Annotated in this window: 11 protein-coding genes; all 11 read left to right on the forward strand. The window is 39.1% G+C overall.

Annotation, left to right across the window (positions count from 1 at the left end; all coding sequences use genetic code 11):
- Positions 1–225: 225 nt before the first annotated feature.
- The 11 genes from panD to typA all read left to right on the forward strand — a co-directional run bounded on the left by panD (position 226) and on the right by typA (position 15,281).
- Positions 226–618 carry an aspartate 1-decarboxylase gene (gene panD / locus DYE54_RS09040; RefSeq protein ID WP_115310915.1) on the forward strand — a complete coding sequence of 131 codons (393 nt, stop codon included), beginning with the start codon at positions 226–228 and terminating at the stop codon, positions 616–618.
- Positions 619–676: 58 nt separating this feature from the next.
- Positions 677–1,546 carry a pantoate--beta-alanine ligase gene (gene panC, locus DYE54_RS09045; RefSeq protein ID WP_115310916.1) on the forward strand — a complete coding sequence of 290 codons (870 nt, stop codon included), beginning with the start codon at positions 677–679 and terminating at the stop codon, positions 1,544–1,546.
- A 23-nt stretch (positions 1,547–1,569) separates the two neighbouring features.
- A complete protein-coding gene (locus tag DYE54_RS09050) occupies positions 1,570–2,559 on the forward strand; it encodes a bile acid:sodium symporter family protein (RefSeq protein ID WP_115310917.1) in 990 nt (329 codons plus the stop codon).
- Between the two features lie 414 nt (positions 2,560–2,973).
- Positions 2,974–4,812, forward strand: a complete 1,839-nt coding sequence (locus DYE54_RS09055; protein ID WP_172460588.1) for a carbon starvation CstA family protein — start codon at positions 2,974–2,976, stop codon at positions 4,810–4,812.
- 686 nt (positions 4,813–5,498) lie between these two features.
- Positions 5,499–9,569 carry an ESPR-type extended signal peptide-containing protein gene (locus tag DYE54_RS09060; RefSeq protein ID WP_172460589.1) on the forward strand — a complete coding sequence of 1,357 codons (4,071 nt, stop codon included), beginning with the start codon at positions 5,499–5,501 and terminating at the stop codon, positions 9,567–9,569.
- A 147-nt stretch (positions 9,570–9,716) separates the two neighbouring features.
- Positions 9,717–11,249: a glucose-6-phosphate dehydrogenase gene (gene zwf / locus DYE54_RS09065; RefSeq protein WP_115310919.1), complete on the forward strand. Its 1,533-nt coding sequence runs from the start codon at positions 9,717–9,719 to the stop codon at positions 11,247–11,249.
- The gene (gene pgl, locus DYE54_RS09070; RefSeq protein ID WP_115310920.1) at positions 11,234–11,983 is read left to right on the forward strand and encodes a 6-phosphogluconolactonase; all 750 of its coding nucleotides are present in this window, start codon (positions 11,234–11,236) and stop codon (positions 11,981–11,983) included. The genes zwf and pgl overlap by 16 nt, the downstream gene beginning before the upstream one ends.
- A 162-nt stretch (positions 11,984–12,145) precedes the next feature.
- The gene (locus tag DYE54_RS09075) at positions 12,146–12,382 is read left to right on the forward strand and encodes a Sec-independent protein translocase subunit TatA/TatB (protein WP_115310921.1); all 237 of its coding nucleotides are present in this window, start codon (positions 12,146–12,148) and stop codon (positions 12,380–12,382) included.
- 116 nt (positions 12,383–12,498) lie between these two features.
- Positions 12,499–12,810, forward strand: coding sequence for a heavy-metal-associated domain-containing protein (locus DYE54_RS09080; RefSeq protein WP_115310922.1), 312 nt, complete (start codon positions 12,499–12,501; stop codon positions 12,808–12,810).
- A gap of 49 nt (positions 12,811–12,859) precedes the next feature.
- Positions 12,860–13,303 (forward strand): cupin domain-containing protein, encoded by a 444-nt coding sequence (locus DYE54_RS09085; RefSeq protein WP_115310923.1) that lies wholly within the window; start codon positions 12,860–12,862, stop codon positions 13,301–13,303.
- A 166-nt stretch (positions 13,304–13,469) separates the two neighbouring features.
- Complete coding sequence (gene typA, locus DYE54_RS09090) at positions 13,470–15,281, forward strand: translational GTPase TypA (protein WP_115310924.1); 1,812 nt, start codon at positions 13,470–13,472, stop codon at positions 15,279–15,281.
- The last annotated feature ends 1 nt before the right edge of the window (position 15,282 follow it).

The raw sequence follows: 15,282 nt of genomic DNA on the forward strand, positions 1-15,282 counted from the left end.
AGACGAGAGACAGTCTCACCATGTAGGGGCAATCTATAGGATGCTTCATACAGTTCGGAGAGGCTTAGTTTGCCTATTTTTAGTGTTCGATGGATACGCTCCTCGAGCACTTTTTTTATTGCTTATTGTTGATGGTTGTTAGTTTTGGTTGTGACGTAAATATATGTAACAAATAGCGTTAGCCTGAGAACATCATAGGGATAAGTATTGATAAAGGAGATAAAAATGATACGTGAAGTGTTAGCTGGTAAGATTCATCGTGCTACGGTGACTCAAGCCGAGCTTGATTATGTAGGAAGTATTACTGTAGATTCAGAATTATTAAAAGCCGCAGGTATTTATGAATATCAAAAAGTAGACATTGTTAATATTAATAATGGTGAACGATTTCAAACTTATACTATTTGTGGAGAACCTAATAGTGGTGTTATTTGTTTGAATGGAGCGGCTGCTCGTTGTGCCTGCACAGGGGACATGATTATTATTATGGCCTATGGGCAATTAGATGACGAAGCGATTGAACATCATAAACCGTCCGTTGTGTTTGTGGATGAAAAGAATGCCATTGTAAGAGTAACGAATTATGAGAAACATGGTTTGTTAGCTGATATGAAGTAATTGTGCTGTCAGAGCAGAGCTATCTTCACAAACATAAGTCATGAAAGGACGGATTAGTATGAAAATTATAACGACGATTGCTGAGGTGCGTGCTATTGTTAAAGAATGGCGCCGTGCTGGTGAGACGGTAGGCTTTGTACCTACTATGGGATATTTACATGAAGGTCATGCTTCATTAATTAGTCGGGCGGTAGCTGACAATGATCATGTTGTAGTCTCTACATTTGTTAATCCGACTCAATTTGGGCCAACGGAAGATTTGGAGGCATACCCTCGTGATGAAGCGCGTGATGCCGCCTTGTGTGAAGGTATGGGCGCAGATATTATGTTTCGTCCAGACCCTGCTGAAATGTATAATAATCCTAAAGTATCCGTTGTTGTTAACGATATGAATGAACATCTGTGTGGGCTTAGTCGCCCTATTCATTTTCATGGTGTATGTACAGTCGTTACTAAATTATTTAATATTGTGACACCGGATACAGCTTATTTTGGTGAAAAAGATGCGCAACAATTGGCAATTATTCGTAAAATGGTTCAAGATTTGAATATGCCATTAGAAATTGTTGGCTGCCCTATCGTACGAGAGGCGGATGGACTTGCTAAATCTTCGCGCAATACCTATTTATCATCAACGGAACGAGAAGCCGCACTTTGTTTATCACGAAGTATTTTTTATGGCCAGGAACAAATTAAAGCGGGGATGCGGGCTAATGATTTAGAACAGGCTATGAAAGAAATAATTGCTAAAGAGCCATTAGCTAGAATTGAGTATGTGAAGGTAGTAGATGCTCTTACAATGAATGATATAGAAATCATTGATCGGCCTGTATTAATCGCTGTGGCGGTGTATATTGGCAAAACCCGCTTGATAGATAATTTTAGTTTTGATCCTAAGATAAATACTACACCATCTAAAAATAAATAGGCCGAGGCCAGAGGAGGAAGCTTATGAATACATTTGTAGCTATCTTGCAACGCATTACGGGGATGATTATTAAGTATATTGGTGTCATTATTATTGCGTTTACGATTTGGGCCTGTTGGACTCCTAATGTTTTTAGTTGGACTGTTAGTTATACGTCTATTTTTCTAGGTGTTGCTATGTTTGGGATGGGGCTTTCTATTAAGGCACAAGATTTCAAAATTGTATGGGCTAATCCTAAGGAAATTTTGTTAGGTGGCGTCTTATTGCAATATACTATTATGCCTATTACAGCCTATATACTTTGTCAGGCTTTGCAATTGCCGACAGATATTGCAATTGGTGTTATCTTAGTAGGGTGTTGTCCAGGGGGCACAGCGAGTAATGTAATTACGTATATTGCTAAAGGTGATGTTGCGTTATCCGTGGGGATGACGATTGCCTCTACGTTGCTAGCGCCTTTGATTACCCCATTTCTTATTTTTTCATTAGGGGGTACTTGGGTAGATGTATCCTTTTTAGCCCTGGTCATGTCTGTTATTAAGGTGGTATTAATACCTGTCCTAGTAGGTATTGTGATTCATCATTTCTTTGGTAAAAAATTAGAGGCCTTATTGGCTTGTATGCCTTTAGTTTCATCCATAGCCATTGTTATGATTATTGCCGGTATTATATCTGTGAATGTTAGTAAAATTTTTACGGCTGGGATATTAGTGTTAGCCGTTGTTATGCTACATAATTTGATTGGTATGGGATTGGGACTTATAGCGTCAAAAATTTTGCGTACTACCTATCCTAAAGCGACCGCCATTGCCATTGAAGTGGGAATGCAAAATAGTGGGCTGGCTGTATCTTTAGCGACGTTGCACTTTGCTATGAATCCATTAGCTACGTTGCCAGGCGCTATTTTCAGTGTATGGCATAATATTTCTGGTGCTATCTTTGCGTCTATACGCCAAAGGCATAAGGGGGACGAAGTAGCGATGCCTACTGATTTTGTAGGAGAATCTGAATAGGCGATTTTTTGACGATTCTATACTAAAATGTAATATTATTAATTCATTATTCGTAAATGATAATTGACACTCTTATGAAACGATGTAAAATGGGTATATGAAAGATTGCATTTTGGCATAAGTGTGTAATAATGATTAATATTTTTTAGAATTGTAGAAAATAATTAAGCATTTTATGATTTGTGTCATCGGGAGGATGTAATCACAGCTAGACACTGGGCCATACAATGTCAGTTTGTGAACTCTAATTTAGGTTGTTTATGAGCGGAGATATGGACTTATGTCTTGAAGAATAGACGCTCCCTTAATAACAACATTGCTTGTGGGGACACATCGATTATTATTTTGTTCTTATTTTTTATGAATGTGAGCCATCACCTTCAGTGTTGTTATAAACACTGGAGGTGTTTTTTTGTGGAAATGAATGGTTTGTATTTAGTAATTGCCTCGGCGTGTATCCTCGTCCTAGCGTATCGCTTTTACGGGGCGTTCCTCGCGTCAAAGGTATTGGTGTTAGACCAATTTCGTCCAACACCAGCGGTCGTTCATAATGACGGCCATGACTATGTACCTACAAATAAGTGGGTTACCTTTGGTCATCACTTTGCGGCTATTGCTGGTGCCGGTCCATTAGTAGGTCCTGTTATTGCGGCGCAATTTGGGTATTTACCAGGTCTACTTTGGATTTTAATTGGCTCGGTAGTAGCTGGTGCAGTGCATGACATGGTCATCTTATTTGCGTCAGTTCGTTATGACGGTAAATCGATTGCTGACATTGCGAAAGAAGAAATTTCCAATTTAGCGAGTGTAGGGGCTATGTTAGCAACGTTGTTCTTGCTTATCATTACATTAGCAGGGATGGCCGTAGTAGTTGCAAATGCACTTCATAACTCTGCTTGGGGTTTCTTCTCTGTAAGTATGACAATTCCAATTGCTATTTTTGTTGGTATTTACTTACGTTGGTTACGACCTGGTAAAATTCAGGAAGCTACTGTAATTGGCGTAGCACTTATCTTTGCAGCTATCTTTTATGGTCCTGAAGTTGCGGCATCTCAATATGCTTCTTGGTTTACCTATGATTTGCAAACAATTGAAATCATGTTAGCTGTTTATGGTTTTTTTGCTGCTGCATTACCAGTTTGGTTGTTATTAGCACCTCGTGATTATTTATCTACCTATTTGAAAATTGGTACTATTGGTGCGTTAGCACTTGGTATTATTATCGTAATGCCAGTCATTCAGATGCCAGCGGTGACTCAATTCATTCATGGTGGTGGCCCTGTATTAAAAGGATCGGTTTTCCCATTCATCTTTATTACCATCGCTTGTGGTGCTTTGTCTGGTTTCCATACCGTAATTGCTACCGGTACTACACCTAAGATGATTACAAATGAACGTGAAATTTTACCTATCGGTTATGGTGCTATGCTTACCGAAGCGTTCATTGCTATGATGGCATTGATTGCAGCTACAGCTTTACATCCAGATGATTATTTTGCCATTAATTCAACGGCTGAATCTTTCAAAACATTAGGCTTACAGGTTCATGAATTACCAGCTTTATCCGCTATGGTTGGGGAAGATTTAATGCATCGTCCAGGCGGTGCAGTATCTTTGGCTGTTGGTATGGCTCATATTTTCTCTAAATTGCCTAATATGGACCATTTAATGGGCTACTGGTATCATTTCTGTATTATGTTTGAAGCTTTATTTATCATGACATTAATTGATGCGGGTACTCGTGTAGGTCGTTACTTATTACAGGAATTATTAGGTCGCTTCTACAAACCACTTGAAAACGTTAACTGGGCACCTGGTGTATACGGTTGTGCGGCCCTTATCTGTATTATGTGGGGATATCTTGTATTACAAGGTAATATTGGTATTATTTGGCCATTATTTGGTGTATCGAATCAGTTGTTAGGGACTATGACCTTAGCTGTTAGTACTACTGTTATTATGCGTCTTGGTCATAAACGTTACGCTTGGGTAACTGCTGTCCCTTGTTTCTTTATGGCTATTATCGCTATCGCTGCTGATTTTGAAAATGTATTCTATAGCTACATTCCAGCAGGTAAATGGACACTTGTTGCTTTTAGTTTAGTTATGTTCCTTATGATTGTAATTGTGCTTGTAGAAGCAATTCGTAGCTGGATTCGTTTAGCTAAAATGCCACAAAGTTATCGTACACAAGAAGAAATTGAAGCAGAGAGCCTCAAAAAATATGGCGCTCCTAATGTAGAAATAAAATAATTTATATTATGAATATGGTTTGAATGACATTTACCATAAAAATAACCGCTTTGAGCTCGAAAGAGCTTGAGGCGGTTATTTTTGTGTTCGTATTTTTTATATATGATTTAAGTTATGATGTATAATCGATTATTCGAAAAAAATAGATATTATTTCAAGAAAATGAAACTATTATGAGATATAGATATAATTGAATGTAAAAAAATAGTAAAAATGTCTTGTGGGGGGGGATTTTTGTGCTATTATTTCTTTGGAAAGTGGAAAGTGGAAAGAGATCTTGGGAGTATATTGTAATTTATTAAATATTTGTATTTTAATCATTAGCAAATACTAGTAAATTAGTAATACACACAACATTTAACACATAAAATAATATAGATATGTACTCAAAGATGCTTCCCTTTTTGATGTCGGCCATAAGTTTAGTGATATTGTGAAACGTAGAGGCTCCCATTTGTGAGATTCCTCATGAATGGGATTTTTTTCTAGCTTATAACTCACTATTTCACTATACATTTGGTTAGAGAATCATATAACTTTGAGGATTAATTTTGTTGATTATTATTCAAGTATTATCACATTATATGATTCGATTATTTGCGTGAATATTTTGTGTTAGAGGATATTAACTTTGGCGATGGCTTTAATAGTTAGTATCAAAAGTGGAAGAAAGGGTGAATTTTAGCGTGAATAAGATTTACAAAATTATTTGGAGTCGTACAAAAAATTGTTATGTAGTTGCATCTGAATTGGCTAAAGGTCATGGGAAAGCAACTTCATTGGGGATCGCTAAGAAGACTAGCCTAGCATTGGCAATTAGTTTAGCTTTGGGGGGTTCTCTTTCGGGAAATGCTGTTTGGGCTGCACAGGGACCTGAAGACAAGACTTCAACGGCTACGGGTACCAATAGTGTCGCATTTGGTGGTGCTACGGCTAATGGGCAAGGTACAGTTGCTTTAGCTGGTGGTATTGCTAGCGGAGATGGGAGTATAGCTATTGGTGAAGGCGCAGAAGCGGCTGATGGTGCATTAGCTATAAATGGTCAAGCTAGCAATGGTGCATATGCAGCGATTAAAGGTTATAGTGATGGATCTCAAACTTTGACATTTGGTGGTAGTGCTTTAGGCATGATGTCTCAATCGATGGGTGTACTTTCTTATGCAGATGGGGAAGGAGCTTTATCATATGGGTTTAGAGCTGCTGCAGTAGGTGATAATACCATTTCTATTGGTCGTGAGGCTAGAGCAGATAATAATGACTCGGTTGTGATTGGCGCTATGGCTAGTGCTCAGGGGGCAGGCGATGTATCCATAGGTAAAGAGGCTGTGGCGAATGGTGGTATTGCCATTTTAGGTACTCTTAATCAGGACTTAGAGGATGAACCTGAAGGCGGTAGTGTAGCCGTTCTAGGTAAGGTAGATGGTAATCGTTCATATACTATTGGTGGTCTGACAGAGGGTGATGATTCGCTATCTATAGGTTCCCGTGCTAATGTTGATGGTAATTATTCATATGCTATTGGGGTTAATTCATCTGCAATAAGTAATCATGGTATTGCTATTGGTGACTATGCAGTTTCTAAGGCTGATAGTACACAAGCGATAGGGGAGCAAGCTCAAGTTTGGTCATCAGGCGGAACGGCTATTGGCTCATGGTCATCTGTTGATAAGGATTCACCAAATGCAGTTGCCATTGGTTATTCCACAGCAGCTAGTGCTGACAAAGCTTCCGCACTTGGTGCTGAAGCGAGTGCAGATAAAGCAAATTCCGTAGCACTTGGTGCGAACTCTTTAACTAATAAAGATTTTGCTGTTGTGACAGCAACTTCTGAAATTACTAAAGGAACCGGATCTAATGCTGTAGCAACTAAGTTTGGGAATTTTGCTGGCACCGCTACAGGTGTAGTATCTATTGGTAATGTTGGAGCTGAACGTCAAATTATTAATGTAGCGCCAGGTGAAGTATCGGCTTTTTCTACTGATGCAATTAATGGCTCTCAATTATTTACTGTTGCAGATCAAGTAGTTCAAAATCAGGCGGATATTAAAGCAGTTACATCTACTGCTGATTCAACAGCTAAAGCTGTTAATGAAAAAGGTATTACCTTTGCCGGCGATACCGGTTCAAAAGTTACTAAAAAATTAGGTGAAGAAGTTAAAGTCTTTGGTGGTAAAACTAATACTGATAATTTAACAAATAATAATATTGGTGTAGTAGCAGGGACAGAGGGCTTAGAAGTTAAATTGGCTGAGAAGGTAGATTTAGGTTCTCAGGGCCAGTTAACTGTTGGCAGTACAATTATTAATCCAGCTTCTATTACTACTAATAGTTTAGCTATTACTGGTGGTCCTAGTATGGATAAGGCTGGCATTAATGCAGGAAATAAAAAAATTACTAATGTATTAGCCGGCACCAATTCTACAGATGCAGTAAACTATGGACAACTAACGAGTGAATTAGATAAGGTAAAACCAGAAGCTGGTAATAATATTACAATTGATGGGCCAAGTGAGGCTAATGGTAATAAATATGTTATTAATGGCTTAAAAACTACTGTATCAACATCAGATAAGTATATCATAGTTACTCCAGGTGCAGAGGTTGAAGGAACAACCGATTATGCAATTTCTTTGAGTGAAGCAACAAAAGCGGCAATAGATTCTATCGATGATAAGATAGATAAGAAAGATGTTGCTAGTGTAGCGCAATCTTCTATTGCGGTAGAAGGTACAGAGCCAAATGTAACAGTAACATCAAGTGCCGATTCAACAGGTAAGCTTACATATAATGTGGCGCTTAATAAAGAATTAGATTTAACTAAAGATGGTTCTATTACTATTGGTGATACGGTAATTGATGGTACAAAAGCTCTTGTAGCAGATACTACTATTAATGCAGATGGCATTACAACGAATAAACTAGCTATTACCGGTGGTCCTAGTATGGATAAGGCTGGAATTAATGCAGGTAATAAAGTAATTTCTGGTGTAGCTAAGGGTATAAAAGGTACAGATGCAGTTAATGTTGATCAACTTAATGCTTCTTTAGGTGAATTAGAAACTAAAGTAACATCTAATATTCAGTATACCTTTGCTGGTGATGTAGCGACTGGAGATGGCAGTAGTGAATTTGTAAGAAAAACTGGTGATACAATTAAAGTTACTGGTGGGGCAGAAGCTGTTACTGATGTTACTAAGTTAAGTGAAGGTAATATTGGTGTTGTAGTAGATTCTACAAATGGGGAATTGGCAGTTAAACTAGCCCAGAATCTTAATCTTACTAATACTGGGTCTATCTCTATTGGCGATACTGTTGTTGATAGCAATCATATAGCGGTAGCAGGGACAACTATTAATGATCAAGGCATTAGTACTGTTGGTAATATTACATTATCAAAAGATGGAATTTATGCTGGTGATAAACAAATTAAGGGTGTTGCTGAAGGGATTGCTGATACAGATGCTGTTAACGTGAGTCAATTACGTTCGGAACTTGGTAAAGCAGTATCTGAGGTTGGTTTATCTTTTGCCGGTGATTTAGGGAATACTGTAAAAGTAAATAATGGTGGTACCTTAAATATTTCTGGCGGTATTAAAGAGGCTAATAAATTAGTTGATGGTAACATTGGCGTGATTGGTACCGATAAAGGTTTATCAGTACAATTAGCTAAAGACTTAACAGGCTTAAACTCTGTAACAACTGGTAATACGGCTATTAACCATGATGGACTTACTATTAAAGGCAAAGACGGTAAAGATGGTGCCGTTATTAGAGAAGATGGTATGGCTATTAAAGGCAAAGATGGTAAAGATAAAGTTGTTGTTAAAGAAAATAAAGTTGATGTAGGTGGCAATGTTATCCAGAATGTTGGGGATGGTTTAAAACCAAATGAAGCGGTAAACCGTGGTCAATTAGATGCCGTTGAAGATCGTGTAGATGGTTTGTCTAATGGTTTTGGTAACTTAAATGGTCGTGTTAATAAATTAGATCGTCGTGTTGATAAAGTAGGTGCTGGAGCGGCTGCATTAGCTGCATTGAATCCTTTAGATTTCAATCCAGATGATAAATGGAATTTTGCGGTTGGCTATGGCTATTACAAAGATACAGACGCTATCGCAATGGGGGCTTATTATCAACCAAATGAGGACACTCGTTTTAGTGTAGGCGGGACTATTGGTAATGGCGATAATATGATTAATGCAGGTGTTAGCTTACGTTTTGGACAATCTAATGGTGTGTCAACCTCTCGCGTAGCATTGGCTAAAGATGTAGAATCACTTAAACGTATTGTTCAACAGTTAGTAACTGAAAATGAACAATTACGTCGTGGTGGTCATGGTGCAACGTCTGGCTATCCAGATATTTCTGATCGTGAGTTCCCAGATGTGCCTAAGAATCATTGGGCTTATGAATATGTGGATACTATCACTAAGAAAGGGTTCACTATTGGTTATCCTGATGGCGAATTTAAAGGCGACCGTACGCTTACTCGTTATGAATTTGCAGCTGTTGTATATCGCGCACTTAAAAATGGTGCTGAAATCGATGGCGGCATGGCACGGGCAATTGATGAATTTGGTCCAGAATTGGCCCGCCTTGAAGGGCTTGATCACAGCCGTGTAGATCGTGTAGCTGGTGAAGATAATGATCGTTACAAAATTGAACGTCTTCGTGTAAACAATAAAGATAATGAAGAAACAAACGATTATCGTGACATTTATGGTAGCAAAATTCAAAAAGAAGAAGTAGCTCAATAAGAGGTTTGTTTACACAAGAAGAAGCGACTGTGCAGAATGTCTGCACAGTCGTTTTTTTAGTATCATATAGGGGGATATTGAAGTTCTCTTCATTTTGTGCTAGAGTAAGCATATAATGATATTCTATAGTATAGGAGATTGCTAACGATGAGTGCAAAACCAATGACAGTTTCGTATAATTGCCGAGAACAGCTTTGTGTGGAATCGGCACCAGGTCCAGGGGCCATTGTTATTTTTGGGGCGTCTGGGGATTTGACGAAACGAAAATTGTTACCCGCTATCTATGCTTTATTTGAGCGGAATTTATTGCCAGAAAAGTTTGCCGTAATTGGCGTGGCTCGTACGGAGATGAGTAATGAAGATTTCCAAGAGGAAGTACGTGAGGCTATGTTAGTCAATGGCGATACTGTAACAGAGGAGTTCTTACATCGTTTTTCCTATGTGGCGGGCCAATATACGGAAGCTGATACTTTTGCCCGCTTACAGACTGAATTAGAACGGGTTAGCGAAGTACATGGTACGGAAGGCAATGCTTTATTTTATTTAGCTATGCCACCAACTATGTTTGAACCCATTGTAAAAGGGTTAGCTGAACAAGGTTTATTGGAAGAAGAAGAAGCTTGGGCTCGTGTGATTATTGAAAAACCGTTTGGTCATGACTTAGAAAGCGCAGTAGCCCTTGATAAATCGTTGAAACGTTACATTAAAGAATCGCAGACCTATCGTATTGACCATTACTTAGGCAAAGAGACGGTTCAGAATATTTTGATGCTTCGCTTTGCAAATTCTATTTTTGAACCTTTATGGAACCATACATATATTGAAAAAGTAGAAATTACAGTGGCTGAAGAATTAGGCGTAGAAAAACGTGCTGGCTATTATGACAAAGCGGGCGCTTTACGTGATATGTTCCAAAATCATATGGTGCAAATGTTATCGTTGATTGCTATGGAACCACCTGCTGTTTTTGAAGCGGATGCGTATCGTGATGAAATTGCTAAGTTAATTTCATCCATTCGTCCGTTAGAAGGGCAGGATTTAGGCAATATTTCGGTTCGTGGGCAATATGTAGAATCGGTTGATTCTGATAGACCTGCTGCTGGTTATCGTAAGGAAGAGGGCGTCGATCCTCGTTCACAAACTGAAACGTATGTAGCGTTAAAATTATTTATTGATAACTGGCGTTGGCGTGGCGTGCCATTCTATATGCGGACAGGCAAACGCTTGCCTAAGAAGTCTAGTGAAATCGCGATTACCTTTAAGCCAATTCCACATTCGATTTTTAAACCAATTCGTCCAAAAGATTTTAACCAAAATGTATTATTATTACGCATGCAACCGCATGAAGGTATGGGCTTATCTATTGAGGTAAAAGCACCAGGCTCGAAGTTGTGTGTTAATACATTAGATATGGACTTCTCTTATAGTGATTTTATGCAAGGGGAAGATATTCCTGATGCGTATGAACGATTAATTTTAGATGCTTTATTAGGGGACCAAACACTCTTTGTGCGCAATGATACCGTAGAGGCCTCTTGGCAATTATTTATGCCATTAATTCGCGCATGGGATGCTAATCTTGAAAACGTGCCACTTTGTTTCTATCCAGCCTTCAGTGAAGGTCCAAAAGAAACCAACGAAATTTTGGAAGGAGGATCCTTACAATGGCGCAAGATTTAATTCATTCATTTGAAACACCACAAGAAGTGGCCGAAGCCGTAGCAAACTCTTTTGTGCAGTTAACCAATCAATGCATTGCTGATACGGGGTCTTGTGTAGTGGCTATTTCAGGTGGGACTACACCGAATACGTTGTTTGAACTTTTAAATACCGATGAATATCGCAAACAGCTTGACTGGGAACGCATTTATTTTTTGTGGGTTGATGAACGCTTTGTGCCTCAAACTAATCCAGATAATAATTTCTATCGTGCCAAGGAACGCTTATTTGCTTATATTGGGGGGAGTAGTCACTTCTATCCTGTTCCTACGAATGGCGGTACGGTGGAAGAAGCCGCTGAGGCGTACGAAAAAGAAGTAATGATGGTTCTTCGTGCGTGCGAAAAAGACGGCGTTGATTTAGCTTTATTAGGCCTTGGTGATGATGGTCATACAGCTTCTTTATTTGCGCGCTCTAGAGCCTTGGAAGAAACGAGCCGTGCTGTCATTCCTGTGACAGATGGCAAGGTTTGGCAACGAGTTAGTATGTCCTTCCCGTTTTTAGCTAAAGCTAAACAAGTCTGGTTTACCGTGGTTGGTGAATCAAAAGCAGCAGCATTAGGCCGTGTGCTTCGTCAGCGTGCTGATTATGCCGATGATACTTGGCAAGATCGGATTGGTCATGTGCTGCCAGGGGCTGTGCTATCTCAAGAGGAAGTTGTGTGGTATGTAGATACGGCAGCTAAACATAAATAAAAGTAAGCCTTGCAAATGAAGATACGGCTATCATGATAGCGTTCGCTTAAAATGTATATCTAGTTTGACAATTTGCTATGGCTAATCTATAGCTATTTAGGTGCTTTTCGTGTTACACTGTAGAGAGAAATCATTGTATTGTAGCTAAACGAGGTGAAAATTATGTTTAATTTCGGAACACAAGAATTAATCTTAGTGCTCGTAATTGCACTTGTTGTGTTCGGACCAGGTAAGCTACCAGAAGTGGGCAAAGCCATTGGTAAGGGCATTAATGAATTTAAAGATGCAGTAAGCTCTGATAAGAAAAAAGAAGAAAAAGTGTCTGATGTAGCAAAAGTTGAAACGATTGACGTGGAAGCGGGCGCTATTAATGACAAAAAGCATAAAGACGCAGAATAATAAATACGTAAGGCCTCCCTATGCCGTCAGGCCGAGGGAGGTCTTTGTGTCGTTAATTAGATTGTTTGTAGTTGATTCATAATTGAGAAAGTGAATCAAGGATTGGAGGAATTTGTATGTGTAAAGAATGCGGTTGTGGCAGCACTGGCCACGCTCATCAACAAGTATTTAATGTGCCAGGAATGATGTGCAGTAACTGTGAGAATACAGTTAAAACAGCAGTGCTTGGTTTGCCTGGTGTTATGTCTGCTGAAGTAGATTTGAAATCTAAAGATGTAACTATTTCCTATGATAGTAATAAGGTGAATGCCGATGCCATTAAAGAAGCCATTGATGCGACTGGTTTTGAAGTAGCTTCTGTATCAGCAGCCACTCATACTCATGAGCACGGCGGTCTTATGGGTACCCTTAAACGTTTATTTAAGTAAGATGCGATGCGTCCGTTGCAGAACGGGCGCATTTTTTGAGGTGAAACTGATGATTAAAACCTTTGATGAAAAGAATTATACGTGGGACGGTGTCGATACACTAGTATATAAACAAGATGGGAGTCCGTTTAAAGATGTGACCCGTCAAGTGCTTTTTAATGGTGCTTTTGATATTCCTTGCCAGTTTCGGTATTTTGAAGTAAAGCCCGGCGGTTATTCGACCTTAGAACATCATGAACATACGCATATGGTTATGATTTTCCGTGGACAGGGGCAATGTTTATTAGGTGATACTATTGTTGATGTAAAAGTGGGCGATTTCATTGAAATTCCTAGCCACACGATTCATCAATTTAGAGCGAATAAGGGGGATTATGTAGGCTTTTTATGTCTCGTCAATGTAGAGCGTGACAAGGTACAAATTCCGAGTGCTGAAGAGATTGAAGCGTTAAAGGAAAATCCAGCAATAAAAGAATTTTTAGAAAGTTGTTAAAACCTATTCTTTGTGTTATAATTAAGCGTTATCATTGCAAATTATTGGAGTATATCCGTTAAATAATAAGTATGATAACCTTAGACTGCTGCGTAATGAATCGTGCCTGCACGCTTCATTTCACACATATACTTTTGATTTGTAGCGAAACAGGAGGCATACATACATGATTCGCGAAGATATTCGTAATGTTGCAATTATTGCACACGTTGACCATGGTAAAACAACTTTGGTAGACGCTTTATTAAAACAGAGCCATATTTTTAGAGAGAATGAAAAAGTGGCGGAACGCGTAATGGACTCTAATGACTTAGAACGAGAACGTGGGATTACCATTTTGTCTAAAAATACGGCTGTTATGCACAATGGTGTTAAAATCAATATCGTTGACACCCCAGGCCATGCTGACTTTGGTGGCGAAGTAGAACGTGTACTTAACATGGTAGACGGCGTATTGTTATTGGTAGACGCTTTTGAAGGTCCTATGCCACAGACTAAATACGTACTTCGTAAAGCATTGGAACAAAAATTAAAACCAATCGTAGTTATTAATAAAATTGACCGTCCAGACCAACGTGTTCATGAAGTAGAAGATGAAGTCTTAGAATTATTCATGGAACTTGAAGCGGATGATGATCAATTGGACTTCCCAGTTGTGTATGCATCAGCTCGTGATGGTATTGCGAAAGCAAGCATGGACGATGAAGGCAAAGATATGCAACCTTTATTTGAAGTGTTGCTTAAAGAAATTCCAGCACCACAAGGCGATATTGATGGTCCATTGCAGTTCATGGTAACAACCCTTGACTATGATGATTATGTAGGTAAAATTGCGGTTGGCCGTATCGTACGTGGTCGCATGAAGCCAAACCAACAAGTTGTAATTATGAATGGTGAAAGCACTCGTAAAGCTAAACTTGGTCGTGTATACACCTATAATGGTTTGAACCGTGTAGAAACTGATGAAATGGCTATGGGTGACATCACTGCTTTCGTAGGTATCGAAGATATTAATATTGGTGAAACCGTAGCGGATGCGGAACATCCAGAAGCTTTGCCAGCTCTTACTATCGATGAACCGACTCTATCTATGGTATTCTCCGTAAATAATTCGCCATTTGCAGGTCGTGAAGGTGACTATGTAACAAGCCGCCATTTACGTGATCGTTTATTTAAAGAAGTAGAAACTAACGTTTCTATGAAAGTGGAAGAAACAGAATCTCCAGATGCCTTCAAAGTATCTGGTCGTGGTGAACTTCATTTAGCTGTATTAATTGAAACAATGCGCCGTGAAGGGTATGAATTACAAGTAGGTAAACCTCGTGTAATTTACAAACGCATTAATGATCAATTGTGTGAACCATTAGAATATTTAACAATTGACGTGCCACAAGAATTCATGGGTACTGTTATGGAAAACTTAGGGGCGCGTAAAGCTGAGTTGATTAATATGAATGAATTAGCTGGTTACTTACGTATGGAATTCATCATTCCAGCTCGTGGTCTTATCGGTTTCCGTGCTCAATTCTTAACAAGTACTAAAGGTAATGGTATCATGAACCACGTATTCCATGGGTATGCCCCATTTAAAGGTGAAATCCCTGGTCGTACGCGTGGTGCCTTAGTGGCGTTTGAAGATGGTGAAACGACACCATATGGCTTGAACTCTATTCAAGACCGTGGTACTTTATTCATTGGACCAAATGAACCAGTATATACGGGTCGCGTTATTGGTGAAAATGCTCGTGAAAGCGATATGGACGTTAACCCATGTAAGAAAAAACATGTTACTAACATGCGTTCTAGCTCCTCTGACGAAGCAGTGCGTTTAGTGCCTCCTCGTATTTTCAGCTTGGAACAAGCCTTAGAATGGATTAACGATGACGAATTAGTAGAAGTAACACCTAAGAGCATTCGTATGCGTAAAGCAATCCTTGATCGTGCCGCTCGTGCGAAAGCAGCTAAAAACGGCCGTTAAT

Source organism: Veillonella criceti (genome assembly GCF_900460315.1).
In the GTDB taxonomy this organism is placed as follows: Bacteria; Bacillota; Negativicutes; order Veillonellales; family Veillonellaceae; genus Veillonella_A; species Veillonella_A criceti.

Coding starts and splice junctions, on each gene's coding strand:
- DYE54_RS09085 (WP_115310923.1), top strand. CDS start 12,860: ATGATTAAAACCTTTGATGAAAAGAATTATACGTGGGACGGTGTCGAT.
- pgl (WP_115310920.1), top strand. CDS start 11,234: ATGGCGCAAGATTTAATTCATTCATTTGAAACACCACAAGAAGTGGCC.
- panD (WP_115310915.1), top strand. CDS start 226: ATGATACGTGAAGTGTTAGCTGGTAAGATTCATCGTGCTACGGTGACT.
- panC (WP_115310916.1), top strand. CDS start 677: ATGAAAATTATAACGACGATTGCTGAGGTGCGTGCTATTGTTAAAGAA.
- DYE54_RS09080 (WP_115310922.1), top strand. CDS start 12,499: ATGTGTAAAGAATGCGGTTGTGGCAGCACTGGCCACGCTCATCAACAA.
- DYE54_RS09050 (WP_115310917.1), top strand. CDS start 1,570: ATGAATACATTTGTAGCTATCTTGCAACGCATTACGGGGATGATTATT.
- typA (WP_115310924.1), top strand. CDS start 13,470: ATGATTCGCGAAGATATTCGTAATGTTGCAATTATTGCACACGTTGAC.
- zwf (WP_115310919.1), top strand. CDS start 9,717: ATGAGTGCAAAACCAATGACAGTTTCGTATAATTGCCGAGAACAGCTT.
- DYE54_RS09075 (WP_115310921.1), top strand. CDS start 12,146: ATGTTTAATTTCGGAACACAAGAATTAATCTTAGTGCTCGTAATTGCA.